Annotated in this window: 27 protein-coding genes; 12 read left to right on the top strand and 15 right to left on the bottom strand. The window is 74.5% G+C overall.

Features of this window, described 5'->3' with window-relative positions; all coding sequences use genetic code 11:
- Positions 1-24 precede the first annotated feature (24 nt).
- On the top strand, positions 25-678 hold the full coding sequence (gene fsa, locus ANAEK_RS21015) for a fructose-6-phosphate aldolase (protein WP_012528142.1): 654 nt from the start codon (positions 25-27) through the stop codon (positions 676-678).
- A 33-nt stretch (positions 679-711) separates the two neighbouring features.
- On the opposite strand, the gene ANAEK_RS21010 is transcribed toward fsa, so the two are convergent.
- The gene (locus tag ANAEK_RS21010; protein WP_012528141.1) at positions 712-1,587 is read right to left on the bottom strand and encodes an EamA family transporter; all 876 of its coding nucleotides are present in this window, start codon (positions 1,585-1,587) and stop codon (positions 712-714) included.
- 83 nt (positions 1,588-1,670) lie between these two features.
- Here ANAEK_RS21010 and ANAEK_RS21005 point away from each other — a divergent pair, with 83 nt between their 5' ends.
- From ANAEK_RS21005 to ANAEK_RS20980, 6 genes are all read left to right on the top strand, one after another.
- Positions 1,671-2,153 carry a MarR family winged helix-turn-helix transcriptional regulator gene (locus ANAEK_RS21005; RefSeq protein ID WP_232288302.1) on the top strand — a complete coding sequence of 161 codons (483 nt, stop codon included), beginning with the start codon at positions 1,671-1,673 and terminating at the stop codon, positions 2,151-2,153.
- Positions 2,107-3,252, top strand: coding sequence for a DUF4279 domain-containing protein (locus ANAEK_RS21000; RefSeq protein ID WP_083779863.1), 1,146 nt, complete (start codon positions 2,107-2,109; stop codon positions 3,250-3,252). Before ANAEK_RS21005 ends, ANAEK_RS21000 begins: the two co-directional genes overlap by 47 nt.
- A complete protein-coding gene (locus ANAEK_RS20995; protein WP_012528138.1) occupies positions 3,249-3,590 on the top strand; it encodes a hypothetical protein in 342 nt (113 codons plus the stop codon). The genes ANAEK_RS21000 and ANAEK_RS20995 overlap by 4 nt, the downstream gene beginning before the upstream one ends.
- 141 nt (positions 3,591-3,731) lie before the next feature.
- Positions 3,732-4,169: a hypothetical protein gene (locus ANAEK_RS20990; protein ID WP_012528137.1), complete on the top strand. Its 438-nt coding sequence runs from the start codon at positions 3,732-3,734 to the stop codon at positions 4,167-4,169.
- Between the two features lie 141 nt (positions 4,170-4,310).
- Positions 4,311-4,520: a hypothetical protein gene (locus ANAEK_RS20985; protein ID WP_012528136.1), complete on the top strand. Its 210-nt coding sequence runs from the start codon at positions 4,311-4,313 to the stop codon at positions 4,518-4,520.
- A complete protein-coding gene (locus ANAEK_RS20980; RefSeq protein ID WP_012528135.1) occupies positions 4,517-4,777 on the top strand; it encodes a hypothetical protein in 261 nt (86 codons plus the stop codon). Before ANAEK_RS20985 ends, ANAEK_RS20980 begins: the two co-directional genes overlap by 4 nt.
- Positions 4,778-4,792: 15 nt before the next feature.
- On the opposite strand, the gene ANAEK_RS20975 is transcribed toward ANAEK_RS20980, so the two are convergent.
- Both ANAEK_RS20975 and ANAEK_RS20970 read right to left on the bottom strand, forming a co-directional pair.
- A complete protein-coding gene (locus ANAEK_RS20975; RefSeq protein WP_012528134.1) occupies positions 4,793-5,236 on the bottom strand; it encodes a hypothetical protein in 444 nt (147 codons plus the stop codon).
- A gap of 66 nt (positions 5,237-5,302) precedes the next feature.
- Complete coding sequence (locus tag ANAEK_RS20970) at positions 5,303-6,166, bottom strand: triacylglycerol lipase (protein WP_012528133.1); 864 nt, start codon at positions 6,164-6,166, stop codon at positions 5,303-5,305.
- 233 nt (positions 6,167-6,399) lie between these two features.
- Here ANAEK_RS20970 and aroF point away from each other — a divergent pair, with 233 nt between their 5' ends.
- Together aroF and ANAEK_RS20960 are read left to right on the top strand one after the other, a co-directional pair.
- On the top strand, positions 6,400-7,413 hold the full coding sequence (gene aroF, locus ANAEK_RS20965) for a 3-deoxy-7-phosphoheptulonate synthase (RefSeq protein ID WP_012528132.1): 1,014 nt from the start codon (positions 6,400-6,402) through the stop codon (positions 7,411-7,413).
- 161 nt (positions 7,414-7,574) lie between these two features.
- Positions 7,575-7,799, top strand: a complete 225-nt coding sequence (locus tag ANAEK_RS20960) for a hypothetical protein (protein WP_012528131.1) — start codon at positions 7,575-7,577, stop codon at positions 7,797-7,799.
- A 7-nt stretch (positions 7,800-7,806) separates the two neighbouring features.
- Here the strand turns inward: ANAEK_RS20960 and trpA are convergent, their stop codons facing one another.
- The 12 genes from trpA to ANAEK_RS20900 all read right to left on the bottom strand — a co-directional run bounded on the left by trpA (position 7,807) and on the right by ANAEK_RS20900 (position 19,429).
- Positions 7,807-8,664 carry a tryptophan synthase subunit alpha gene (gene trpA, locus ANAEK_RS20955; protein WP_012528130.1) on the bottom strand — a complete coding sequence of 286 codons (858 nt, stop codon included), beginning with the start codon at positions 8,662-8,664 and terminating at the stop codon, positions 7,807-7,809.
- Positions 8,661-9,959 carry a tryptophan synthase subunit beta gene (gene trpB, locus ANAEK_RS20950; RefSeq protein ID WP_012528129.1) on the bottom strand — a complete coding sequence of 433 codons (1,299 nt, stop codon included), beginning with the start codon at positions 9,957-9,959 and terminating at the stop codon, positions 8,661-8,663. The genes trpA and trpB overlap by 4 nt, the downstream gene beginning before the upstream one ends.
- The gene (locus ANAEK_RS20945) at positions 9,956-10,579 is read right to left on the bottom strand and encodes a phosphoribosylanthranilate isomerase (RefSeq protein ID WP_012528128.1); all 624 of its coding nucleotides are present in this window, start codon (positions 10,577-10,579) and stop codon (positions 9,956-9,958) included. The genes trpB and ANAEK_RS20945 overlap by 4 nt, the downstream gene beginning before the upstream one ends.
- Entirely contained in the window at positions 10,579-11,361 is a 783-nt protein-coding gene (gene trpC, locus ANAEK_RS20940) for an indole-3-glycerol phosphate synthase TrpC (protein WP_012528127.1), read from the bottom strand. Before trpC ends, ANAEK_RS20945 begins: the two co-directional genes overlap by 1 nt.
- A complete protein-coding gene (trpD, locus tag ANAEK_RS20935) occupies positions 11,358-12,371 on the bottom strand; it encodes an anthranilate phosphoribosyltransferase (RefSeq protein WP_012528126.1) in 1,014 nt (337 codons plus the stop codon). Before trpD ends, trpC begins: the two co-directional genes overlap by 4 nt.
- The gene (locus tag ANAEK_RS20930) at positions 12,368-12,982 is read right to left on the bottom strand and encodes an aminodeoxychorismate/anthranilate synthase component II (protein WP_012528125.1); all 615 of its coding nucleotides are present in this window, start codon (positions 12,980-12,982) and stop codon (positions 12,368-12,370) included. Before ANAEK_RS20930 ends, trpD begins: the two co-directional genes overlap by 4 nt.
- Positions 12,979-14,496 (bottom strand): anthranilate synthase component I family protein, encoded by a 1,518-nt coding sequence (locus ANAEK_RS20925; protein ID WP_012528124.1) that lies wholly within the window; start codon positions 14,494-14,496, stop codon positions 12,979-12,981. Before ANAEK_RS20925 ends, ANAEK_RS20930 begins: the two co-directional genes overlap by 4 nt.
- A gap of 90 nt (positions 14,497-14,586) precedes the next feature.
- Entirely contained in the window at positions 14,587-14,982 is a 396-nt protein-coding gene (panD, locus tag ANAEK_RS20920) for an aspartate 1-decarboxylase (RefSeq protein ID WP_012528123.1), read from the bottom strand.
- 87 nt (positions 14,983-15,069) lie between these two features.
- A complete protein-coding gene (locus ANAEK_RS20915) occupies positions 15,070-15,885 on the bottom strand; it encodes a glycosyltransferase family 25 protein (protein WP_012528122.1) in 816 nt (271 codons plus the stop codon).
- A 16-nt stretch (positions 15,886-15,901) separates the two neighbouring features.
- Complete coding sequence (locus tag ANAEK_RS20910; protein ID WP_012528121.1) at positions 15,902-17,917, bottom strand: thioredoxin; 2,016 nt, start codon at positions 17,915-17,917, stop codon at positions 15,902-15,904.
- 144 nt (positions 17,918-18,061) lie between these two features.
- Complete coding sequence (locus tag ANAEK_RS20905; RefSeq protein ID WP_012528120.1) at positions 18,062-18,892, bottom strand: hypothetical protein; 831 nt, start codon at positions 18,890-18,892, stop codon at positions 18,062-18,064.
- Between the two features lie 3 nt (positions 18,893-18,895).
- Complete coding sequence (locus ANAEK_RS20900) at positions 18,896-19,429, bottom strand: hypothetical protein (RefSeq protein WP_012528119.1); 534 nt, start codon at positions 19,427-19,429, stop codon at positions 18,896-18,898.
- Between the two features lie 98 nt (positions 19,430-19,527).
- Here ANAEK_RS20900 and ANAEK_RS20895 point away from each other — a divergent pair, with 98 nt between their 5' ends.
- The 3 genes from ANAEK_RS20895 (at position 19,528) to ppdK (ending at position 23,944) form a co-directional block, all read left to right on the top strand.
- Positions 19,528-19,782, top strand: coding sequence for a sulfurtransferase TusA family protein (locus ANAEK_RS20895; protein WP_012528118.1), 255 nt, complete (start codon positions 19,528-19,530; stop codon positions 19,780-19,782).
- A gap of 42 nt (positions 19,783-19,824) precedes the next feature.
- Positions 19,825-20,880 (top strand): thiamine biosynthesis protein, encoded by a 1,056-nt coding sequence (locus tag ANAEK_RS20890; RefSeq protein WP_012528117.1) that lies wholly within the window; start codon positions 19,825-19,827, stop codon positions 20,878-20,880.
- A gap of 178 nt (positions 20,881-21,058) precedes the next feature.
- Positions 21,059-23,944 carry a pyruvate, phosphate dikinase gene (gene ppdK, locus ANAEK_RS20885; RefSeq protein WP_012528116.1) on the top strand — a complete coding sequence of 962 codons (2,886 nt, stop codon included), beginning with the start codon at positions 21,059-21,061 and terminating at the stop codon, positions 23,942-23,944.
- The last annotated feature ends 64 nt before the right edge of the window (positions 23,945-24,008 follow it).

The following is a 24,008-nucleotide window of genomic DNA, read 5'->3' as shown; positions in this document are numbered from 1 at the left end:
ACGCCGGCCCCCTGGAGGAAGACCATGAAGTTCTTCATCGATACTGCGGACGTCGGCGAGATCAAGAAGGCCCTGGCCCTCGGCCTGTGCGACGGCGTGACCACGAACCCGTCGCTGGTCGCGAAGACCGGCCGCGGCTTCGAGGACGTGCTGAAGGAGATCGTCCAGCTCGTCCCCGGCCCGATCTCGGCCGAGGTGACCGCCACTGACTACGAGGGGATGCTGCGCGAGGGGCGCCACTACGCCAAGTTCGGCTCGCAGGTGGTCATCAAGGTCCCGCTCACCGTCGATGGCCTGCGCGCGGTGAAGACGCTCACCGACGAGGGCACCAAGGTGAACGTCACCCTGTGCTTCTCGCCGGTGCAGGCGCTCCTCGCCGCCAAGGCCGGCGCCACGTACATCTCGCCGTTCGTCGGCCGCCTCGACGACATCTCGCAGGACGGCATGGCGATGGTGGCCGACATCGTCCAGATCTACCGGAACTACGGGTTCAAGACCCAGGTGCTGGTCGCGAGCGTGCGCCACCCGGTCCACGTCCTCGAGGCCGCCAAGCTCGGCGCCGACGTGGCGACCATCCCGTACTCGGTGATCGAGCAGCTCGCGAAGCACCCGCTCACCGACGCCGGCCTGAAGAAGTTCCTGGCCGACTGGGAGAAGGTGCCGAAGGCGCCGAAGTAGCGGGCGCGAGCGCGCCCCGGGACGTGGCGCTCGCTACGGGATCCGGGTCGAGGTCCACTGGACTCCGAAGACGCTGGCCAGCACGATCGCCATGCCCGCGAGCGCGCTGCCCGACATCGCCTGGGACAGCAGCGCCCAGCCGAGCACGACGGCGGTGAGCGGGCTCAGCAGCCCGAGCGACGAGACGGCCACCGTGGGCAGCCGCGCGACGCCGCGGAACCAGAGCGCGTAGGACAGCAGGGCTCCGGCCAGGCTCAGGTAGGCGTAGGCCAGGACCTGCGACCGCGAGAGCGGGGGCAGCGGCGCGTCGGCCACCCAGGCCAGCGGGACGAGCATCAGCCCGCCGACGACGAGCTGCCAGCCCGTGAGCGCGAGGACCGGCAGGTCCAGGCGCCAGCGCCGCGTGAGCCACACCCCCGTCGCCATGCAGGCCGCGCCGCCGAGCGCGGCCGCGATGCCCACGGGCTCGAACACCGTCCTCGGCGACACCAGCAAGACGGCCATGCCACCGACGCCGGCGACCGCCGATGTCAGCGTCGCCCGCGCCGGCGCCCTGCCGTCCACCGCCCAGGCGAGCGCCATGATCAGCAGCGGCTGGACGGCGCCGAGCACCGCCGCGAGCCCGCCCGGCAGGCGGTACGCCGCCACGAACAGCAGGGCCTGGAACACGCCGATGTTGAGCGCGCCCAGCACCAGCAGGCGCGGCCAGTCCCGTCCGGCGGGCATCCGTCGCGCCATGAGCACCAGCAACGCGCCCGCCGGCAGCGAGCGGATGAGCGCGGCCGTGAACGGCCGGTGGGGTGGCAGGAGCTCCGTCGTGACGATGTAGGTGGAGCCCCAGATGGCAGGGGCCAGGGCGGTGATCAGGACGTCGCGCCAGCGGGACGGCGATGGAAGGGAGGTCGGCATGTGCGGTAGCTTGAAGTCGAGACATCTGCCGGGGAGGTAGCTTGAAGTCAAGACAATCGACGCCCGGCGCCCCGCGAGACGCCGTGGACCGCGTGCTCGAGCAGTGGGCCCGGGAGCGCCCGGACCTCGACGCGAGCCCGATGGGCCCCATCGGGCGCATCAAGCGCTGCGCGGCCCTGCTGGAGCAGCGGCTGGAGGCAGGCTTCTCCCGGTTCGGCCTGAGCCTCTGGGAGTTCGACATGCTCGCCACGCTGCGGCGGGCAGGGGCGCCCTACCGGCTGAGCCCGACCGAGCTCTTCTCGGCGCTGATGGTGACGTCGGGGACGATGACCCATCGCCTCAAGCGCCTGGAGGGCAGCGGGCTCGTCCAGCGCGTCCCCAACGAGCAGGATGCGCGCAGCACGCTCGTGCAGCTGACGCGCAAGGGCCTCGCGCTGATCGACCGCGCCGTCGAGGCGCACGTCGAGAACGAGCGGCGGCTCCTGTCCGCGCTCCCGCCTGCCGCGCTGGCGGCACTGGATGCGCACCTGTCCGCGCTGCTGGGGACGCTGGAGGGGCGGGAGTGACGGCAGCTCCGGCGCGGTGAGACGGGCCCCGCTTGACGCGCACGTCGGGTATGGGTCACGTTCGACCGGAACGGCCCCTCCATCAATGGGCATGAGGCAGGAGATCGCCGGCGCCGAGGCCGCCCTTCATGAGCAGGCTTCGGCCGCGACGCGTACGCCGGCCTCTACTGGAACGATCCCGCGACGCTTCGGCGGCTGGAGTGACGAGATGCACGATCGGACGAACGTGTCGCTGGGAATGTCCTCGGAGAACCTCGAGCCGGACGTCGTGACCGCGATCGTGGGGCTCCCGCCCACTCGATCCTTTCGCAAGGGCGACTTGCCGGCCGGTCGCCGATTCCCGGTGCCGAGGATCCGCGGTTCGTGGGCGCTCGAGGTCGAGGGCGACGACGTCGGCACGGCCGCGCGGGAGCTCCTGGATCTCGTGTCGGGACGAGAGGGGCGGTGGCGTGAAGCCGTGGCGCGGTTCTCGGCCGTGGCGACGCTGTCGATCTGGTGGGAGCCGGAGGGCCGCTACGGGGGGTTCTCGGTCGACTCGACGACGCTCGCGAGGCTGGCCGCGCTGGGAGAGCGCATCGACGTGTACTTCCCGGGCACGACCGACAGGCGGTTCACCTGCTCGGCACGCGGCGAGGCGCGAGGGGCCGCCTATCGTGCGCTGCTCCGGGTGCTGGCCACCTTCTCCGGCGAGGCGCTGCTCGTCGTGCGCGACGGGCCGGGTCTCGACGAGCGTGGCCAGCGGATCCTGGCGGAGCTGGAGCGGCTGGGCGCCCGGTCGGAACGGGCATCGGAGTGGCCGGGGACGAAGCTGACCGACGCGCAGGCGACGCTCTGGCGCGTTCCGGTCGGTGACGCCGTCGTCGACGTGCTCTCCAGCGCCGCCGAGAGCCTCTTCGACTGGGTCCAGCCCGCGCTCCCGGAGGACCTCTGCTTCCAGCGGGACGACGGGACCACCATCCTCGGGACCATCGCGCACGAGCAGGACGCGTTCCTCGACCTCGGGCCTGCCGAGTACGAGGCGCTCCTGGCCAAGGTCCCGTCGATGGAGCTGAAGCGCGACGTGAGCGATCCGGCCCCGCCCGCGGAGCGCGCCCCGTGACCAGGCGCTGGACATGGCCCGTGATCGTCTGCGTGGCCTTCGCGCTGGGATGCGATCGGCGGCGCGCCGTGGTCGTCGATGACTCCGCATATCTCTATGCGACCGAGACCGACTGCCTCGAATCGCTGAGCGGTGGCCCGAACGACCCTCGCATCAGCGGGCCCGCGGTGCGCGGGGTCGTCGCCGAGCTGCCGCCCGGAACGGCGCTCCAGATTCGCGGCGAGGCGTACGGGAAGGATTTCCGCTGCTTTCGCGTCTCGACGGACTCCGGGAAGGGCTACGTCATGGACTCGGAGCGGCTGAGGTTGCTCGATCCGCCCCCTCGGCCCGGGGCGTGAGAGCGGCCGCTTCATGGAGGCACCACCCAGATGATCAGGCACACACGCCACCTCGCGACTGCCCTTGGCCTCGGAGCCGTACTGCTGATCGGCGCGCCGGCGCTGGCCGAAGCGCCTGCGACACGTGGAGCCGGGGCGGAGATGGCGATCCGAGCGCAATCACCCACCGTACAATGGCGGACGCCCCCGCTCGTCGCCGACGTCACCTTCGACGGGCGCGCCGATCACGTGTACGTGGGCTCCTCGGGGAACGCCTCCAGCGTCGGCATCGTGGATGACGCCGGAGCGAAGGACGCCCGCGTGTGGGTGCTGGAGTTCGCCCACGATCCGGCCCGCGCCTCGGGGCTGTGCGGCGCGCCCGGCGAGGCGACGATCGCGCTCGAGGAACCCGGAATCGACCTGGCCGAGCTCGGCTGCGAGGACGCCTCGGACGCGTCCTGCGAGGCCGTGCGCAAGACCGCCGCGTACCTCCGGAGCGCCGCCGACCGCGGTGGCAAGGGGATCGCGCTCTCCGCCGGCGACTGCGACGCCTTCCACGTCTACTTCGACGGCACCTCGTTCCGGTGGTGGCGCCGATAGAAGCGCGCACGACCCTGATCGCGAAGCGAGCGGCCGCCCGAACGCCGGCGCGGGGCACTCCCCGCGCCGCTTCCCCCTGGCGTGCACGGTCCGCATCTTCCTGTCGCGCCTCGTCCATCCTTCGGCAGGCGCGGGGGATCCATGCCGCTCGCTCGCTTCACCACCGCCCTCTGGGCCGCGCTCCTGCCGCTCGCCGCGCTCGCGCAGCCGGTCCGGGACGCCGCGCCGGCCCCGCGCAGCGGCTACGGGTGGCTGTGGATGCTGGTCGCGGCGCTCGTCCTCGTGGCGCTGTTCCGGATGTTCTTCTCCCGGCCGCGCCGGACGCCGGGGGCGAGGGGGCCCGGTCCGTGAACCCCATCGCGCGTACCGCCGGTCACGTCCTTGCGCTCACCGCGCTGGTGCTGGCCTTTGCCGCGGCCGCGCAGGGGCCGGTCTACCAGCCGCACGCTCCGGCCGACGGGATCCTCCCGTGGGTGTTCGCGATCTTCGTGGCCGGCGCGCTCGTGGCGCTGTTCGTCTTCGTGCTCTGGATGGTCAACCCGCCGACCTTCCACCGGCCGGGCGATCGTCCGCACGGCGTGCTGGCGCCGAAGGTGCGCCGCCGCTGAGCGGGCGCCCGGCCGCTAGAGCGTCACGCGGAAGAGCCTGCGCTCCAGCAGGTCCGGCACGGTCGCGAGGTCGGCGCGCGTGAGGTGGGCGCCCTCGGCGCGCTCCTTCAGCTCCAGGCAGGCCTCGGTGATCAGGCGCACGAGCAGGTGGAGCGCCGCCTGCTCGGCGGGCGTCTGGAGCCGGTGCGCCCCCCGCTCATGCCGCCGCTCCACCTCGTCGTACTCGCGGACCAGATCGAGCCGCGCCAGCTCCAGCGCGAAGCGCACGACGTCGTCGCGGGGCCGCTCCGCCGCGCCGTGACCCCAGCGCGCGCGCTCCGCCTCGCTCTCCCACTGGAGGTCCGGCGGCGGCCACTCCGCCAGCGTGCGCGCCAGCTCCTCGGCGAACCGCTGGAGGAGGTACGCCTTCACCGGCTGCCGCTGCCGGTCGTACAGGAAGTCCCAGCGCCGATCGCGCACGGCGGCAGGATAGCCGGACGCGGCCCGGGCCGCGACCTCCGGCGCCGCCTCGCCGGGCGGGCCGGCTCAGGCGGCGTCGGTCCCCGCGGCGTCCCCGGGCCGTGCCGCCGCCGGCGCGCCCGCCGCCGCGGAGCGCGAGGCGGGGCGCCCGCCCTCCATGGCGGTCAGCGGGCCGCGCCGCGCCGGCGCCGCCTCGGCGGCGGCGAGGAGCTCGTGGAGCAGCACCTGGTAGACGCGCTTGCTGGTGAGGAACGCGGCGTGGTGCGCCTGCACCTCGACGTTCGCGAGGTGCGGCAGGCCGTGGGTCTCGATCACGGCGGAGGGGTAGGGCGAGGCGCCGTCCTCGCGCGACCAGATCGACACGAGCCGCACCTGGCCCGGCCAAGGGCCGTCGTGGAGCCGGCGCAGGAAGACGCTGCCCGGGAAGAGCTGCCAGAGCGAGCGCGCCAGGAAGCCCACCGGCAGCCCGAGCAGCGCGACCGGCGTGCCGTGGTGCGGGGTGCCGAGCGTCACCACCGCGCGCGTGCGCCGCCAGCCGCCCAGCTTCTTCACGTAGTACGCGGCGATGAGCCCGCCCTTGGAGTGGCCGACGATGGTGAGCGGGCCGAGCCCGGGGTGGCGCGCGTAGAGCCGCTCGATCTTGGCGCGGACCAGGTCGGCGACGTCGTCGATGCCGCGGGTGTTGAGCGTACCGCCGAGGCCGCCGAGGTCGAGCGTGAAGACGCCCATCCCGTCGCGGCGCAGCCGGCGCTCGAGCACGGCGCAGGTGCGCCGCGAGCTGAAGAAGCCGTGGAGGATGAGCACCGGGTGCTCGCAGCGCGAGAAGTCGGTGCGCCGCTCCACCGGGCGCCGGCGGACGCTCCCGTCGTATGCCGCCGCCAGCTCCTCGACCACCCGCGCCGCCTGCCGGACCCACCGCGCCACCCGCATGGTCGCGCCTCCGAAGACCAATCTAGCGAGCTTGCGGGCGGCGGGCAGCGCCCGTCGGCGGGCTTGCCGTCCCGTGATCCGGGCATGCGAGGCCCGCCCGGCGGGTCCAGCCCGGACGCGAGGTGAAAAGGCGACCCTCGGCCCGGGGACGCGGGGCAGGCGGCGGGCCGACCGTCCCCGTCCTTGTTCGCCCCGTCCCCGCGCAGTACAACGGGCTCCCCGGAGGCGGACCCATGCTCGTCGTCATGCAGCCCCACGCCGGCCAGCCGGAGATCGACGCGGTGATCGAGAAGATCCGCAGCCTCGGCCTCACCGCACACCCGATCCCCGGCGCGCAGCGCGTGGCCATCGGCATCACCGGCAACAAGGGCGGCCTCGAGCCGGAGCTGTTCACCACGCTGCCGGGCGTCGCCGACGCGATCCGAGTGTCGCAGCCGTTCAAGCTCGTGTCCCGCGAGGTGAAGGAGGAGGACACGGTCATCGACGTCGGCGGCGTGCCGCTCGGCGGCAAGGCGCTGGCGGTGATGGCGGGGCCGTGCTCGGTCGAGTCGCGCGGTCAGCTGCTCGAGGCGGCGCACGCGGTGAAGGCGGCCGGCGCCCGGTTCCTGCGCGGCGGCGCCTTCAAGCCGCGCACCAGCCCCTACGAGTTCCAGGGGCTCGGCGAGGAGGGCCTGAAGCTGCTCGCGGCCGCGCGCGAGGAGACCGGGCTGAAGGTCGTCACCGAGGTGATGGACGTCGAGCACCTCGACATGGTGGCCGACTACGCCGACGTGCTGCAGATCGGCGCCCGCAACATGCAGAACTACTCGCTGCTCCGGCAGCTGGGGCGCGTGCGCCGGCCCATCCTGCTGAAGCGCGGCCCGTCCGCCACCATCAAGGAGTGGCTGATGGCGGCGGAGTACGTGGTCTCGGAGGGCAACTACCAGGTGGCGCTGTGCGAGCGCGGCATCCGCACCTTCGAGACCATGACGCGCAACACGCTCGACCTGAACGCGGTCCCGATCCTGAAGGCGCTCACGCACCTGCCGGTGATCGTGGACCCGTCGCACGGCATCGGCCTGCGCGCCCACGTGCCCGCCATGGCGCGGGCCGGCATCGCCGCCGGCGCGGACGGCATCATCGTCGAGGTCCACCCGCGGCCGGAGAAGGCGCTCTCCGACGGCCAGCAGTCGCTCACGCCGGCCGAGTTCGACGAGCTGATGCGTCAGGTGCGGGTGATCGCCGGGGCCGTGGGCCGCGGGGTGTAGCCCGCCTCCGCGAAGCGACCGCCCGGACGACCGTCCGCCCTGGCCCCGCCGCGGGAGACGCACCCGAACCGAGCACGCTCCTGGCCGTCCGCGCGGGCCGTCCGGCGCTCGCCCGGGACGCGGCCGCTTGCCATGCGCGCGGGAAGCGTTACCTGATCCACATGAAGGCCGAGCGCGAGCCCATGGAAGCAGCCGGCGCCGGGGAGCGCCGCGACATCGTCCTGCCGGGCGGCTGCCTGCTGTGCGACGGCGACCTGGAGGTGCGCCTCGGCGAGCGGGGCCACGCCGCGAGCTTCTGCCCGCGCTGCCGCTGGATCTCCCACCCGCACATGCGCCGGGCGGACGGCGCCGTGCAGGTCATCCACCCGGCGGGCGGGCTGGCGTAGCGCCCGATCAGCGCCGCAGCGCGCGCCCCAGCGATCGCACGAACCGCGTCACCCGCTCGGCGCGGGCGCGTCGCGAGCCGCCCTCCGCGATCCGCTGCACGATCGCGCTCCCGACCACCACGCCGTCCGCGAGCGGGCCGAGCGCGCGCGCCTGCTCGGGCGAGGCCACGCCGAAGCCGATGACCACCGGCAGCTCGGTCCGGGCCCGCACCGCCGACACGAGCGGCGCGATCTCCTCCGCCACCGCGTGGCGCGCGCCGGTCACGCCGGTCACCGACACGAAGTAGAGGAAGCCGGTGGCGGCCCGGGCCGCGGCCTCGACGCGCGCCGCGTTCGAGGTGGGCGCGAGCAGGTAGACCAGCTTCACGCCGGCCGCCTCCGCCGCGGGGGCGAGCACCTCGGCCTCCTCGGGCAGCAGGTCTGGGATGATGAGCGCGTCCACGCCGGCGTCGGCGCAGCCGCGCACCAGCTTCTCGACGCCGCCGGCCAGCATGGGGTTGAGGTAGCCCATGAGCGCGATCGGGACCTGCGAGCGCGCGCGGACCGCGGCCGCGATCCCGAGCACGTCCTCGAGCGTGGTGCCGGCGCCGAGCGCGCGCTGCGCGGCGGCCTGGATGGTGGGGCCGTCGGCGATGGGATCCGAGAACGGCACCCCCAGCTCGACGAGGTCGGCGCCGCCCTCGACGCAGGCGAGCGCCATCTGGCGGGCGGTGGCGAGGTCGGGATCGCCGCCCATCACGTAGGTGACGAGCGCGGCGCGGCGCTCGGCGCGGCAGCGCTCGAACGCGGCCGAGATGCGGTCGGGGCGCTCGGCCGCGGCGGGCGCGGCGGCGGCGCGAGGCTTGCGGGCGGGGCGCGGGCTCACCGGCGGCCTCCCTTCCGCGCCGCGGCGCGCGGCCTCGCCTTCGCCTTCCCCTCCGGCCGGGCCGGCCGCGCCGGGCGGCCGCGGGTGCGCCGCGGCGGCGGCGAGGCCTCGAGCATCTTGCGCACCTGCTCCACGTCCTTGTCGCCGCGCCCGGAGACGTTCACCAGCACCAGCCCTCCCGGCCCGGCGTCGCGGGCCACCTTGCGCGCGGCGGAGATCGCGTGCGCGCTCTCCAGCGCCGGGATGATCCCCTCCATGCGCGCGAGGTACTGGAACGACTCCAGCGCCTCGGCGTCGGTCTGGGGCAGCAGCGTGAGCCGGCCCTGGTCCTTCAGGTACGCGAGCTCCGGCCCGACGCCCGGGTAGTCGAGGCCGGCGCTGATCGAGTGCGCCTCCTGGATCTGCCCGTGCCCGTCCTGCAGCACGTAGCTCCGCGAGCCGTGCAGCACGCCCGGCGTGCCCTTCGCGAGCGAGGCGCCGTGCTTCGGCGTCGAGAGCCCGAGGCCGGCGGCCTCGGCGGCCACCAGGTCCACGTGCGCGTCGTCCACGAACGCGGAGAAGATGCCCATGGCGTTCGAGCCGCCGCCCACGCAGGCCACCACCGCGTCGGGCAGCCGGCCGGCCAGCTCCAGCACCTGCCGGCGCGCCTCGCGCCCGATCACCGACTGGAACGTGCGGACCAGGGCCGGGTACGGGTGCGGGCCGGCCACCGAGCCGATGATGTAGTGCGTGTCGCGGACGTTCGTGACCCAGTCCCGCAGCGCCTCGTTCATCGCGTCCTTCAGCGTGGCCGAGCCGGCCGTCACCGGGATCACGCGCGCGCCGAGGAGCTGCATCCGGAACACGTTGAGCGCCTGCCGCTCCACGTCCACCGCCCCCTGGTAGACCTCGCAGGGCAGGCCGAACAGCGCCGCCGCGGTGGCGGTCGCGACGCCGTGCTGGCCGGCGCCGGTCTCGGCGATGATGCGCTTCTTGCCCATGCGCCGGGCGAGCAGGATCTGGCCGAGCGTGTTGTTGAGCTTGTGCGAGCCGGTGTGGCACAGGTCCTCGCGCTTCAGCAGCACGCGGCACCCGCCCACGTCGGCGCTCATGCGCGGCGCCTCGGACACCGGGGTCTCGCGCCCGGCGTAGCGCCGGAGCAGCTCGTCCAGCTCGGCCTGGAAGGCCGGGTCCGCCCGCGCCTCGCGCCAGGCCTGCTCGAGCTCGTCCAGCGCCGGGACCAGCGTCTCGGGCACGAAGCGCCCGCCGAAGGCGCCGAAGCGCCCCCGCTCGTCGGGGAGGGCTGCGGTCTTCACGTCGTCTCCTTCGCCGCGCGGATGAACCGCGCCATGAGCTCCTGATCCTTCACGCCCGGCGCCGACTCGACGCCGCTCGCCACGTCCACCGCCCAGGGGTGCACCGCGCGGACCGCGTCGGCCACGTTGGCCGGGGTGAGCCCGCCCGCGAGGACGACCGAGGTCCGCTGCGCGGCGCGCCCCGCGAGCGCCCAGTCGAACGCGACCCCGCTGCCGCCGTAGCCCGGCGAGGCGGAGTCGAGCAGGAACCCGGCGGCGGCGGGGTAGCGCGCGAGCTGGTCGAGCGCCTCCGGCCCGGCCACGCGGATGGCCTTCACCACGGGGAAGGGCAGCCCCTCGAGCAGCTCGGGCGGCTCGTCGCCGTGGAGCTGCGCGACCTGCACCCCGGACGCCGCCACCGCGGCGAGCAGCTCCTCGCGCGTGGGGTCCACGAACACGCCCACCGCCGTCACGAACGGCGGGAGCCGGGCCACCAGCGCCCGCGCCGCCGCCGGCGGCAGGTGGCGCTTCGAGCGCGGCCAGAAGTTGAAGCCGATCGCGTCCGCGCCCAGCCGGGCCGCGGCGAGCGCGTCCTCGAGCCGGGTCACCCCGCAGATCTTCACCCTGGGCAGGAGCGCCATCACGCCTCGCCCAGCGCGCGCAGCAGCGCGGCCGGGTCCTCGGCGCGCACCAGCGCCTCGCCCACCAGCAGGTTCGCGGCCCCGGCGCGGCGCAGCCGGGCCGCGTCCTCCGGCCCGCGCACGCCGCTCTCCGCCACGCCCTTCACCGCCGCGGGGAGCGACGGCAGGATGCGCTCGGAGGTGGCGAGGTCCACGTGGAAGGTGTGCAGGTTGCGGTTGTTGACGCCCACGATGCGCGCGCCGGCCGCGAGCGCGCGCTCGGCCTCGGCGTCGTCGTGGACCTCGACCAGCGCCGCGAGCCCCAGCTCGCCGCAGCCGTCCAGCAGCCGCCGCAGGTCGTCCTGCGCGAGCCCGGCCACGATGAGCAGCGCCGCGTCCGCCCCGGCGGCGCGGGCCTCGAGGAGCTGGTAGCGGTCCACCACGAAGTCCTTGCGGAGCAGCGGCACGTCCACCGCGGCGCGCACCGCCACCAGGTCGTCGAGCGAGCCGCCGAACCCGGGGCCGTCGGTGAGCACCGAGATGGCGGCGGCGCCCGCGGCGGCGTAGCGGCGCGCCTGGGCCACCGCGTCGAGGCCGGCGCGGATGGCGCCGGCGGACGGGCTGGCGCGCTTCACCTCGGCGATGACGCGCAGCGGGCCGCCGCGGGGGGAGAGCGCGGCCTCGAACGCGCGCGGCGGCGGGGCGGCGGCGGCGCGGGCGGCCAGCGCGGCGTCCGGCACGGCCGCGCGGCGGGCGGCCACCTCGTCCACCTTCCGGGCCAGGATGCCGTCGAGGACGGTCACGCCGGCACCGTGGTGGCGGCGACGAGCTGCCGCAGCTTCTCGCGGGCGGCGCCCGAGTCGATGGACCGGGCGGCGCGCGCCACGCCGTCGCGCAGGTCCTTGGCGGCGCCGGCGCACACCAGCGCGGCGGCGGCGTTCGCCAGCACCGCGTCGCGTGGCCCGCCCGCCTGCCCCTCGAGCACGTCGGTGACGATGCGGGCGTTCGCCGCCGCGTCGCCGCCGACGAGCTCGGCGGCGTCGCGCCGCGGCAGCCCCAGGTCCTCGGGCCGGATGGTGTAGCGCTCCACTTGGCCGTCCCTCACCTCGCAGACGTGCGTCATGCCGGTCACGGCGATCTCGTCCAGCCCCTCGCCGTGCACCACGAACGCGTGCGCGGCCCCGAGCGCCGCCAGCACGCCGCCCAGCACCGGCACCCAGCGCGCCTCGTACACGCCCAGCACCTGGTGGCGCGCGCCGGCCGGGTTCGCGAGCGGGCCGAGCAGGTTGAAGATGGTGCGCACGCCCAGCTCGCGGCGCACGCCGGCGATGGCCTTGAACGCGGGGTGGAGCCGCACCGCGAACAGGAAGCCGATGCCGACCTCCTCGATGCAGCGCTCCACCGTCTCCTTGTCCGCGTCCACGTTCACGCCCAGCGCGGCGAGCACGTCGGCGGAGCCGGAGCGCGACGACACGGCGCGGTTGCCGTGCTTCGCCACGCACACCCCGGCGCCGGCCGCCACGAACGCGGCGGTGGTCGAGATGTTGAAGGTGTGGCGCCCGTCGCCGCCCGTGCCGCAGGTGTCGATGAACACGTCGCGGTCGACCCGCACCCGGTCCGCCCGCTGGCGCATCACGTCGGCGGCGCCGGCGATCTCGTCCACCGTCTCGCCCTTCATGCGCAGCGCCGCCAGGAACGCGCCCGACTGCGCCGGGGTCGCGCCGCCGTCGGCGATCTCGGTCATCACCGACGCCGCCTCGGCGCGGGTGAGGTCCTCGCCCTCCAGGACCTTCGCGATGGCCTGCTGGATCACGGCCGTGCCTCCTCGCCGCGCGGCGCGACGTGCGCGAGCCAGTTCCCGAGCAGGCGCTTGCCGTCCAGCGTCAGGATCGACTCCGGGTGGAACTGCACCCCTTCCACGTCCAGCGCCCGGTGGCGCAGGCCCATGATCTCTCCCTCCTCGGTCCACGAGGTGATCTCGAGCGCGTCGGGCAGGCTCTCGCGCTCGACGACGAGCGAGTGGTAGCGCCCGGCCTGGAACGGCGCGGGCAGCCCGGCGTAGAGGCCCTCGCCGCGGTGGTGCACCGGGCTCGCCTTGCCGTGCACGATGCGGACGTTCCGCACCACCTTGCCCCCGAACGCCTGCCCGATGGCCTGGTGCCCGAGGCACACGCCGAGGATGGGCAGCGCGCCGGACAGCGTCCGGAGCACCTCCAGCGTCACGCCGGCCTGGTCCGGCGTGCACGGGCCGGGCGAGAGCACCAGCGCGTCGGGCCGGCGCGCCCGGATGCCGGGCACGTCGATCTCGTCGTTGCGGAACACCTCGACCTCGGCGCCCAGCTCGCCCAGGTACTGCACCAGGTTGAAGGTGAAGCTGTCGTAGTTGTCCACCAGCAGCAGCCGGACCGGGCGCGCGCCGCTCATCGCCGCGCCCCCTTCCCGCGCGGCGCCGCGCGGCGGCCGCGCGACCCCGCCGCGCGCCGCTGCCGCGCCGGCCCGGCCTGCGCCGGGCGTGCGCCGCCCGCGCGGCGCCGGGGCGCGGCGGCCGGGGGGGCGTCCAGCCCGCGCGCCTCGGCCTGCGCCACCGCGGTGAACACCGCGCGCGCCTTGTTGACGGTCTCCTGGTACTCGGCGGCGGGATCGGAGTCGTAGACGATGCCGGCCCCGGACTGCACCGAGACGCGGCGGCCGTTCGCGAGCAGGGTCCGGATGGCGATGCACATCTCCATGTCGCCGCCGCGGTCGAAGTAGCCCACCGCGCCGCCGTAGGGGCCGCGCCGGGCCGGCTCGAGCGCGTCGATGATCTCCATGGCCCGCACCTTGGGCGAGCCGGAGAGCGTGCCGGCGGGGAAGCCGGCCCGGAGCACGTCCACCGCGGTGCGGCCCGGGGCGAGCCGTCCGCGCACCTCCGAGACGAGGTGCATCACGTGCGAGTAGCGCTCCACCGTCTTCAGCGCGACGACCTTCACCGTGCCGGTGGCCGACACCCGGCCCACGTCGTTGCGCCCGAGGTCCACCAGCATGACGTGCTCGGCGTTCTCCTTCGGGTCGGCGCGCAGCTCGGCCTCGAGCGCCTGGTCCTCGGCCGCGTCGCCGCCGCGCCGGCGGGTGCCGGCGATGGGCCGCAGCGTCACCTCGCCGTCCTCGAGCTTCACCAGCGTCTCCGGCGACGAGCCGACCAGCGCGCGGGGCCCGTCCTTCACGAAGAACAGGTACGGCGACGGGTTCACGCGGCGGAGCGCCCGGTAGATCTCGAACGGCGGGAGCGAGGTCTCGGCGTCGAAGCGCTGCGAGAGCACGATCTGCTGGCAGTCGCCGGCGGTGACGAGCTCCTTGGCGCGGCGCACCGCCGCCTCGAACGCCGCGCGGCGGACCCGCGGCGCGAGCACCGCCGGCGGCCCGGCCCGGCGCGGGCGGCGGTCGGAGAGCGGCCGCGCCAGCACCGCCAGCCGGCGGCGGATGCGGCGGACCGCGTCGGCGTAGAGCGCGCGCGGGTCGTCGCCCTCGTCGCAGCGCACCTCGCAGATGACGTGGAGCGAGTGGCGCCGGTTGTCGAACGCCACCAGCTCGTCGAAGTCCATGAGCAGGACGTCGGGGAAGCCCAGCTCGTCGGCCTTCGCGATGGGGACGCGCGGCTCGAACAGGCGGACCGCGTCGTAGGAGACGTGGCCCATGAAGCCGCCCGAGAAGCGCGGCACGCCGGGCACCCGCACCGCCCGGTGCGTGGCGAGCGCGGCGCGCAGCTCCGCGATGGGATCGCCGGGGTCGCCCAGCTTCCAGCGGAGCACCGCCCGCGGCGCGGCGCCCAGGAACGTGAAGCGCGCGCTGCGCTCGCCGCCCTCCACCGACTCGAGGAGGAACGCGTGCCGCTCGCCGCGCGACAGCTTCAGGAACGCCGAGACCGGCGTCTCGGTGTCGGCGTCGATCTCGACGCGCACCGGGACCGCGCGGCCGGGGCTGCAGAGGGAGAGGAAGGTCTGGAGATCGGGGGTGGTCCGCAGCTCAGCGGACTTGCCAAAGACGCACCGTCATGCCGTCACCCTGCGTGCCGGGCCGGGCACCTCGACGGCGTCCTTGGCCACGATCTTGTTCTGGCGGTCGACGAGGACCACGGTGGGCTTGAAGTCGCGGGCCTCGGCCTCTTCCAGCTCGGCGAACGTGGCGAGGATCACCATGTCGCCGGGGCGGTTGAGGTGCGCGGCCGCGCCGTTGATGCAGATGATGCCGGAGCCGCGCTCACCCTTGATCGCGTACGTCTGCAACCGGGTGCCGCGGGTGATGTTCCAGATGTGGACGGCCTCGTACTCCCAGATGCCCGCGGCCTCGAGCAGGTCCTCGTCGATGGAGACCGAGCCCTCGTACTCGAGATCCGCGTGCGTCACGGTCGCACGATGGATCTTCGCCTTGAAGAAGGTCCGACGCATGGCAGGACTCGTTTACTTACATGGTCGGGTCGGTTCGCGCAACACCCGCGCCCGCCGCCCGGCCCCCCGCACGGCGGGGGCCGGCGATCAGTCGTGGAAGATGAACGAGTAGTCGGCCGCCTTGCCGGACCCGGCCTCCTGGTCGAAGAACTTCGGCTCGGTGACGAACGCGCGCAGCTTGCCGCTCAGCACCATGTGGACGAACAGCTGGTCGGCGTTGCGCGCCAGCGGGGTCTGCGCGGCGACCAGCTTGCGGGCCGCCGCCTGGGTGAACGCGTACGCGTGGGCGCAGTGGTGCAGGCCGGCCACCTTGAGGTTCTCGCTGAAGCGCCGCGGGTGGAAGCGGCGGATCTCCGCCGGCGTCCACTTCATGAGCCCGAGCGCGGCGGCGACGAGGTACGTCGCCTGCTTGGCGCGGTGGTAGGGCGTCACCTTCTCGAAGTTGGTGTAGCCCAGGTAGGCGAGCTCCCAGTCGTCGGGGAGCTGCTCCAGCGTCGCCGGCAGGAGCGCCAGGTCCTGGTACCGGGGCAGCACGTCGTCCTCGAACACCAGCACGCGCTCCCAGCCGTGCTCCACCGCGGCGCGGTAGATCTGCAGGTGCGAGATGGCGCAGGCCAGCTCGCCCGGCGTCATGGTCCGCGAGCGGCGCGCGGCGGCGCGGTCCGCCGCCTCGTCGTAGCCCTCGGCGGCCCGGCGCGCCGGATCGAGCAGCCGCTTGTCCATCCCGAGATGGAAGCGGTAGTCGAGCCCGGTCAACCGCGCGCGGACGCGCTCCTGCCGCTCGGTGGCGCGCTCGATCGTGATCACGAAGATCCGGTCGAACGCGCGGTGGAGCGCATCCCAGGCGGCCGCGACGGCGGGCGCGAGCGGGGCGGGCGCCGGCGCGCCCACCCCCGACGCCACGGGACCTGCGGGCCCGCTAGCGGCGCGCGAGCTCGGCATCGACGACCGCGCGGATCTGCTCGAACGGCACCGCGCCTTCCACCTTCACGCCGTTCACGAACATGGTGGGCGTGGCCTGCGCGCCGATGCGGGCGGCCAGCGCCTGGTCCTCGGCGATGCGGGTGCGGGCGCGGCCGGAGCGGCGGGCCGCGTCGAAGCGGGCCACGTCGAGGCCGATCTCGCGGGCGGCCCGCTCGTACAGCGCGTCGGACAGCTCACGCTGGCTCGCGAACAGCTTCTCGTGCATCTGCCAGAACTTGCCCTGCTCGCGGGCCGCCTCGGCGGCCTCGGCCGCGGGCAGCGCGTTCGGGTGCATGCCGAGCGGCTGGTGCTTCCAGACCACGCGGACCTTGTCGCCGTAGGTCTTCTGCACCTGCGCGAGCGTCGGCTCGACGCGGGCGCAGAACGGGCACTGGAAGTCCGAGAACAGCACGATCGTGACCGGCGCCTTCGGGTTGCCGCGGATCGGGTCGTCGGCGCGGACCGCGAGGCCCTGCACCGGCTGGCCGGCCGGCAGCGCCGCCGGGACCACCGCGCCCTGCTGCGGCGCGGCCGGCTTCAGCGCCAGGTTCGCCTGGCAGGCCTGCTCGTAGAATCCGGCGCCGGCCTTCCCGCCCTTCAGCAGCGCGTCGGCCTTCTTCAGCTCCTCCTCGACCACCGGGCGCATCCGCTCGAGCGGGAGCGCGCCCACCACCTGGCGGCAGTTGAAGAACATCGTCGGCGTGCCGTTCGCGCCCACCGACCCGGCGAGCTGCTGATCGGCCGCGATCCGGTCGGCGCCCTTGCGCGCCGCCACCGCCGCCTGGAACTTGCGCAGGTCGAGGCCGAGCTCCTTCGCGTACTGCTCGTAGGTCGCGGGGGAGAGCGCCTGCTGGTTCGCGAACAGCTTCTCGTGCATGGGCCAGAACTTGCCCTGCTCGCGGGCCGCCTCGGCGGCGATGGCCGCCGGCATGGCGTTCGGGTGGAAGGAGAGCGGCTGGTGCTTCCACACGATCCGCACCTGGCCCGGGTACGCCTGCTCGAGCTGCTTCAGGGTGGGCTCGACCCGGGAGCAGAACGGGCACTGGAAGTCGGAGAACAGCACCACCGTCAGCTTCGCGTCCGCCGGGCCGCGCGCCGGGTCGTCGGCGCGGAGCGGGACCTTCGCGTAGGTGGCGGGCGGCGGGGCCGCGGGGGCCGCCGGCGCCGGGGCGGCCGGCGAGGGCGCGGCGGCGGTCGGGGGCGGCACGGTGCCGGGCAGGAACACCGGGGCGGTCGCGCCGCGCTCGATGGCCTTCGCGTAGACCTGCGACGCCGGCGTGCCGGACCGGACGAGCTGCTCGGCCCTGGCGAGCTCCTCGTCGATCACCGCGCGGAACGCCTCGATCGGCTGCGCGCCGGCGATCTTCCGCCCGTTCACGAAGAACGTCGGGGTGGCCGGGGCGCCCAGGCCGACCACCAGCTTCTGGTCGCGCTCGATGCGGGCGCGGTGGGTGCCGGCCTGCATCGCCTCGCGGACCTTGGCGACGTCGAGGCCGAGCTCGCCGGCCGCCTTCTCGATGGCGGCCTGGTCGAGCGCGGGGGCCGAGTCGAACAGCTTGTCGTGCAGCGCCCAGAACTTCTCGTCGCCGCCCTGCGCCCGCGCCTCCTCGGCGGCGAGCGCGGCCGGCATGGCCTGCGGGTGGAACGAGAGCGGGTTGTGCTTGAAGACGAAGCGCACCTTGCCGCGGTACGCCTCCTCGACCTGCTTCATGGTGGCCGCGCCGCGCTTGCAGTACGGGCACTGGAAGTCGGACGACTCGACGATGGTGACGAGCGCGTCGGCCGGGCCGCGCACCGGCGAGTCGTCGGCGGGGACCTTGTAGACGGCCTTCGGATCCTCCACCGGACGCGCGCGCGTGGGCGCGCCCACGGGCGCGCGGGACGGCCGGCCGCCCGCATCCCACGAGCCGCGCCCGACGAATCCGATCGCGAACCCGATGACGAGCGCGACCACCCAGCTCACGTGCTTCATGTGTCCCGTCTCCCTTCCAGCCAAGTCAGAGCCACCGCAGATATCAGGATCGCCCGGGGTGGACAACGCGCCGGCTCCCCGCCGCGCCGCCAGGCCGAACACCGGGCCCTCCCGCCAATTCCCCGCCCCGGGGGTAGGCGCCCCCTACAGGCCGATCCGCGCCACCGCCAGGAGCTGCACCTCGCCGTCGGTCCGCCGATCGTCCGGCGCCGGCGCGCGCCGCGTGAAGCCCTGCCAGCGCGCCACCGCCTCGAACACGACCGCCCTCCCGAACGCCGCCCAGCCGACCGAACCCTCGGCGGCCGCCAGCAGATCCGGCTTCTCCCACAGCTTCAGCGCCTCGGCCTGGACCGAGAGGATGGGGCCGGCCGGGTATTCCACCGTGTAGCGGAGCCGGGCGGCGCTCGCCGCGTGCACCTGCTCCGACTCGGTGGTCCCACCGGCGCCGGGGAGGTGCGCGCGCCCACGGTAGCGCACGTGCACCATCTCCACCGGTGCGGCCAGGTAATCGAGGCGCGCCTGGTAGCCCACCGTCACGTTCCCCTCCACCGACGGGAGCGTGCCGAGCTGGACGAGCGACTGGAGCGCGAGCCCGGGGGCGCGCGCGGCCTCGACGCGCCCGAGCACGAAGCGGAACTCGGGGTAGCCGATCGCCCAGGCCGCCTCCAGCTCGCCGTCGGACGGCACGAAGATCCGGTCCTCGCCGCCCGCGAGCACGCGCGCCCGCAGCCGCACCGCCTGCGAGAGGCGGCCCGGGAACCAGCCCTCGGCCCGCGCGCCGACCAGGATCAGGAACGGCGGGTTGTGCTCCCCCGGATCGATCTCGAACCCGCCGAAGCGCCCCGCCACGCCGGTCGAGAGGCCGGCGGTCCAGCCGTCCACGTCCCCGGGCGCGGGCAGGGGCTGGGCGGCGGCGGGGGTCGAGACCAGGGCGGCCAGGGCGGCGAAGAGCGCCGCGGAGGCGAGGGCTCGCATGGGCTAGAAGCGGAAGCTGGCGCCGCCGCGCACGAGCAGCGGCAGGCCGTAGCGCCCGGCGAGCGGCGCGCCGGTGTCGGCCTCGGCGAACAGCCCGAACGCGCCGGTGAGCCGGACCTCGGAGGAGAGGCCGACCAGCAGCCAGCGCCAGCGCATGCCGTCGCCGCGCGAGTTGGAGGCGTCGAAGGCGACGCGGACCTGGAACGGGAGGCGCGGCAGCTGGTAGCGGGCGCCGGGGCGGAAGCCGAAGTGCGTGTCGGGCTCGAGGCCGAGCGCCAGGCCCGCCTCGAGGCGCAGGCCGGTCCCGGGCAGCTCCAGCCCCGGCACGGCCTCGATCTCCATGACGCCGGCCTGGCCGTGGTCGAGGCCCAGCTCGCCGCCGCCGCCCAGCGAGGCGAGGACGGAGAAGCCGGAGGGGCCCGGCGCCGGCTCCGCGGCGGCGGCCGCGGCGGGGACGGCGCAGGCGAGCGCGAGCGCGATCGCGAACGGCGCGCGCGCGGCGGCGGCGCGCGGGCTGCGGACGGTGGATGTGCGCATGGCGGACAAGCTACCCCCCGATGGCGCCGGGCTCAAGGAAGCGCCCGGCCGGACCGCCCGTTGCCGCGGCCGGCGCGAGCGGCTAAAGGGAGACGCGCATGGCGCTCACCGCACCGATGCCCGCGCCCGCGCGCACCCTCGACACCTCGGGGCGGCTGTGCCCGTTCCCCATCGTCGAGACCGCGAAGGCGGTGAAGGCGATGGACGCGGGGGCGGTGCTGCTCGTGATCGCCACCGATCCCGGCATCGCGCTCGACATGCCGATGTGGTGCAAGGCGACGCGGAACGAGCACCTCGGGACCTTCCAGGACGGCGCGGCCTGGAAGAGCTTCGTGCGCAAGCGCGCCCGCTGAACGGCGGCCCCGCGGCGCGCGCCGCCGGGCCTGGAAGGCGACATGGGCAAGCAGGGCAAGGCGATCGGACTGATCTCCGGCGGGCTCGATTCGACGCTGGCGCTGGCGCTCGTCCGCGGGCAGGGCATCGAGGTGAAGGCGGTGAACTTCTACACCGGCTTCTGCATCACCGAGACGCAGCGCCGCAAGGGCGGGCGCCCCGACGGCACGGTCCCGCAGAACGAGGCGCTCCGCGCCGCCGCCGACCTCGAGGTGGACATCGAGTACGTGGACATCTCCGGCCCTGGCTACTTCGACATGCTCGTGAACCCGCGCTGGGGCTACGGCGCGAACGCGAACCCGTGCGTGGACTGCCGCGTGTTCATGATGCGCCGGGCGAAGGAGATCATGGAGGCGGAGGGCGCCGACTTCATCTTCACCGGCGAGGTGCTCGGCCAGCGCCCGAAGAGCCAGCGCCGCGACACGCTGCGGATCATCGAGCGCGAGAGCGGGCTCGACGGGCGCCTGCTCCGCCCGCTCTCGGCGAAGCTCCTGCCCCCGACCATCCCGGAGAAGGAGGGGATCGTCGATCGCGAGCGGCTGCTCGACATCAGCGGCCGCGGCCGCACCCGCCAGATGGCGCTCGCCGAGGAGATGGGGATCTCGGAGTGGCCGCAGCCGGCGGGCGGCTGCTGCTACCTCACCGACGAGGCGTTCTCGCGGAAGTTCTTCGACGTGCTCGACGCGCGCGAGGCGCGGGGCGAGCCGCGGAAGCTGGAGCGCGAGGACGTGGTGCTGCTCTCCACCGGCCGGCACTTCCGGCTCTCGCCGCGCGCGAAGCTCATCGTCGGGCGCACCGAGGTGGAGAACGCGCTGCTCGAGCACCACGTGGAGGGGCGCGCCCGGGTGGAGGCGCGGGACGTGCTCGGGCCGGTGGCGCTCGTCGAGGGCGTGCCGACCTGGGAGGAGCGCCAGCTCGCCGCGCGGATCGTGGCGCGCTACGGGAAGGGCAAGGACGCCGGGCGCGTGGTGGTGGAGTGGCGCGAGGGCGACCTGGTCGAGACCTACGAGGTCGAGCCGGAGCACGACGAGGCCCGCGTCGAGGCGATGCGGATCTAGGGTCCGCGCGCGCCGCCGCGCGCGCTCGCGCACCGTTGACCCCGGTCAACGCCGCACCGCCGGGACGGGGCGTCCCGCGAACCACCGGGTTGTCCCGCGCGCCGTTCCGATCGAGCATGGTGGCTCCACGGCTGCGTTTTCCGGGCGCAGTCGAGATTTTCCCATCTCGAGGTGACGCATGGCGGCGAAGCGCATCTACGCCTTCGGCGGCGGCAGGGCCGAGGGGAACAAGGACATGAAGGACCTGCTCGGCGGGAAGGGCGCCGGGCTGGCGGAGATGTCGAACATCGGCATCCCGGTGCCGCCCGGCTTCACCATCACCACCGAGGTCTGCGCCGAGTACTACAAGGCCGGCCAGAAGCTGCCGAGGGCGCTCGAGCCCGAGCTGAAGGCGGCGCTGCGCAAGGTGGAGGCGCTCACCGGCAAGGGCTTCGGCGACCCGTCCGACCCGCTCCTCGTCTCGGTCCGCTCCGGCGCGCGCGCGTCGATGCCCGGCATGATGGACACGGTCCTCAACCTCGGGCTGAACGACGCCACGGTGGCGGGGCTGGCGGCCCGCGCGTCGAACCCGCGCTTCGCCTGGGACAGCTACCGCCGGTTCGTGGCGATGTTCGGCGACGTGGTGCTGGGCCTGAAGCCCGAGCGCAAGGAGGACCGCGATCCGTTCGAGGTGATCCTCGACGCGAAGAAGCACGCGCACGGCGTGAAGTACGACAAGGACCTGCCGGTCGAGGCGCTCCGCGAGCTGGTGGCGGAGTTCAAGGCGGAGATCCGGCGGCGCAAGGGCGTCGAGTTCCCGGAGGCGCCCTACGAGCAGCTCCTCGCCGCCATCGGCGCGGTCTTCCGCTCCTGGAACAACGATCGGGCCATCGCCTACCGCCAGCTGAACGGGATCCCGGCCGAGTGGGGCACCGCGGTCTCGGTGCAGTCGATGGTGTTCGGGAACATGGGCGACGACTCCGGCACCGGGGTCGCGTTCACCCGCAACCCCGCCACCGGCGAGGACGAGTTCTACGGCGAGTTCCTGGTGAACGCGCAGGGCGAGGACGTGGTCGCCGGCATCCGGACGCCGCAGAAGATCTCGGAGCTGAAGGAGCGCTGGCCGGAGGTGGCGCGCCAGCTCGAGGACGCGCGCGAGACGCTGGAGCGCCACTACCGCGACATGCAGGACATCGAGTTCACCATCGAGCGCGGGCGCCTGTACCTGCTGCAGACGCGCAGCGGCAAGCGGACCGGGCTCGCGGCGGTGCGCATCGCGGTGGAGATGGCCGAGGAGCGGCTCATCGGCCGCGACGAGGCGGTGCTGCGCGTCGAGCCGGAGGCGCTCAACCACCTGCTCCGCCCGGTGTTCGACGCCGAGGCGAAGGCGGCGGCGGTGAAGGGCGGGCGCGGGCTCGCGAAGGGGCTGCCGGCCGGCCCGGGCGCCGCCAGCGGCAAGCTGGTGTTCTTCGCGCAGGACGCGGCGGCGTGGCACGCCCGCGGCGAGCCGGTGATCCTGGCGCGCCACGAGACCAGCCCGGAGGACATCCGCGGCATGGCCGCGGCCGAGGGCTTCCTCACCGCGTTCGGCGGCATGACCTCGCACGCGGCGCTGGTGGCGCGGCAGATGGGCAAGGTCGCCATCGTGGGCTGCGGCGCGCTCGAGTTCGACTACCACGCGCGCACCATGACCGTGGAGACCGCCGGCGGCGCGAAGGTGCTGAAGGAGGGCGACTGGCTCTCGATCGACGGCACCGCCGGCGAGGTGATCGAGGGCCGCCTCGACACGCGGCCGTCGGAGGTGATGGCGGTGCTGGTGGAGGGCGGGCTCGAGCCGAAGGACGCGCCCACCTACCAGCGCTTCGCGAAGCTGCTCTCCTGGGCCGACGCGGCCCGCCGGCTCCGGGTGCGGACCAACGCCGACCAGCCGGACCAGGCGCGCGTCGCGGTCGCGTTCGGCGCGCAGGGCATCGGCCTGTGCCGCACCGAGCACATGTTCTTCGGCGAGGGGAAGATCGGCCCGATGCGCGAGATGATCGTGGCCGAGACGCACGAGGACCGCCGCAAGGCGCTCGCGAAGCTCCTGCCCGTGCAGCGCGAGGACTTCCGGGGGCTGTTCCTGGAGATGGCGGGGCGGCCCGTGACCATCCGCACGCTGGATCCGCCGCTGCACGAGTTCCTCCCGCACGAGGAGCAGGGCATCGCGCAGCTGGCGCGCGACACCGGGCGCACCGTCGAGGAGATCCGCGCGCAGATCGCGGACCTGGTCGAGTCGAACCCCATGCTCGGCCACCGCGGCTGCCGGCTCGGCATCAGCCACCCCGAGATCACCGAGATGCAGGCGCGCGCCATCTTCGAGGCCGCCTGCGACGCCGCCGAGCAGGGCGTGAAGGTCGAGCCGGAGGTGATGATCCCGCTCGTCGCCTCGGTGAAGGAGCTGGACGACCAGGCCGGCGTGGTGCGGCGGGTGGCGGAGGACGTGTTCGCCCGGCGCGGCCGCAAGGTGCGCTACCTGGTGGGGACGATGATCGAGGTGCCGCGCGGCGCGCTCACCGCCGCCGAGATCGCGCGCACCGCCGAGTTCTTCTCGTTCGGCACGAACGACCTCACCCAGACCACGTTCGGCCTGTCGCGCGACGACACCGGCCCGGTGCTGCAGACCTACCTCGCGAAGGAGATCCTGCCCGTCGACCCGTTCGTCTCGGTGGACCAGGACGGCGTGGGCGCGCTCATGAAGATCGCGGTCGCCGGCGGGCGGGCCACCCGGCCCGGCCTGAAGCTCGGCATCTGCGGCGAGCACGGCGGCGACCCGGCCTCGGTGGAGTTCTGCCACCGCATCGGGCTCGACTACGTCTCCTGCTCGCCCTACCGGCTCCCCATCGCGCGGCTCGCCGCGGCGCAGGCGGCGCTCCGCGAGCGCGCGCAGGAGCGCAAGGCCGGCGACGGGAGCGCGAAGCGCGCGCGGAACGGGAAGGCGAAGCCCGCGCGCGCGGCGAAGGTGTCCCCGCGGCGGGCGCGGAACGCCGCGATCGCGGTCCCGCGGGCACGCAAGGGTGGCGCGCGCCGACCGAGAGCGCGCGCGTAGCGGCGGAGGTCGGATCGGGGGCGGAGCCCGGGCGAGGCGGTGGTCCTCGCCCGAACGCTCCGTA

Origin of the sequence: Anaeromyxobacter sp. K, from assembly GCF_000020805.1 — a bacterium.
GTDB classification, from domain to species: domain Bacteria; phylum Myxococcota; class Myxococcia; order Myxococcales; family Anaeromyxobacteraceae; genus Anaeromyxobacter; species Anaeromyxobacter dehalogenans.
Note: the sequence above shows the minus strand (reverse complement) of the source record. Positions and strands in the feature narration are given on the sequence as shown.

Bases quoted from the DNA above. Each gene is read 5' to 3' on its own strand.
- panD (WP_012528123.1), bottom strand. From the start codon at position 14,982: ATGCGTCGGACCTTCTTCAAGGCGAAGATCCATCGTGCGACCGTGACG.
- ANAEK_RS20905 (WP_012528120.1), bottom strand. From the start codon at position 18,892: ATGCGAGCCCTCGCCTCCGCGGCGCTCTTCGCCGCCCTGGCCGCCCTG.
- ANAEK_RS20970 (WP_012528133.1), bottom strand. From the start codon at position 6,166: ATGCGGGTGGCGCGGTGGGTCCGGCAGGCGGCGCGGGTGGTCGAGGAG.
- aroF (WP_012528132.1), top strand. From the start codon at position 6,400: ATGCTCGTCGTCATGCAGCCCCACGCCGGCCAGCCGGAGATCGACGCG.
- ANAEK_RS20930 (WP_012528125.1), bottom strand. From the start codon at position 12,982: ATGAGCGGCGCGCGCCCGGTCCGGCTGCTGCTGGTGGACAACTACGAC.
- ANAEK_RS20900 (WP_012528119.1), bottom strand. From the start codon at position 19,429: ATGCGCACATCCACCGTCCGCAGCCCGCGCGCCGCCGCCGCGCGCGCG.
- ANAEK_RS20960 (WP_012528131.1), top strand. From the start codon at position 7,575: ATGAAGGCCGAGCGCGAGCCCATGGAAGCAGCCGGCGCCGGGGAGCGC.
- fsa (WP_012528142.1), top strand. From the start codon at position 25: ATGAAGTTCTTCATCGATACTGCGGACGTCGGCGAGATCAAGAAGGCC.
- ANAEK_RS20990 (WP_012528137.1), top strand. From the start codon at position 3,732: ATGGCGATCCGAGCGCAATCACCCACCGTACAATGGCGGACGCCCCCG.
- ANAEK_RS20945 (WP_012528128.1), bottom strand. From the start codon at position 10,579: ATGGCGCTCCTGCCCAGGGTGAAGATCTGCGGGGTGACCCGGCTCGAG.
- ANAEK_RS20910 (WP_012528121.1), bottom strand. From the start codon at position 17,917: ATGAAGCACGTGAGCTGGGTGGTCGCGCTCGTCATCGGGTTCGCGATC.
- ANAEK_RS20890 (WP_012528117.1), top strand. From the start codon at position 19,825: ATGGGCAAGCAGGGCAAGGCGATCGGACTGATCTCCGGCGGGCTCGAT.
- ANAEK_RS20985 (WP_012528136.1), top strand. From the start codon at position 4,311: ATGCCGCTCGCTCGCTTCACCACCGCCCTCTGGGCCGCGCTCCTGCCG.
- ANAEK_RS21010 (WP_012528141.1), bottom strand. From the start codon at position 1,587: ATGCCGACCTCCCTTCCATCGCCGTCCCGCTGGCGCGACGTCCTGATC.
- ANAEK_RS20895 (WP_012528118.1), top strand. From the start codon at position 19,528: ATGGCGCTCACCGCACCGATGCCCGCGCCCGCGCGCACCCTCGACACC.
- ppdK (WP_012528116.1), top strand. From the start codon at position 21,059: ATGGCGGCGAAGCGCATCTACGCCTTCGGCGGCGGCAGGGCCGAGGGG.
- ANAEK_RS21000 (WP_083779863.1), top strand. From the start codon at position 2,107: ATGCGCACCTGTCCGCGCTGCTGGGGACGCTGGAGGGGCGGGAGTGAC.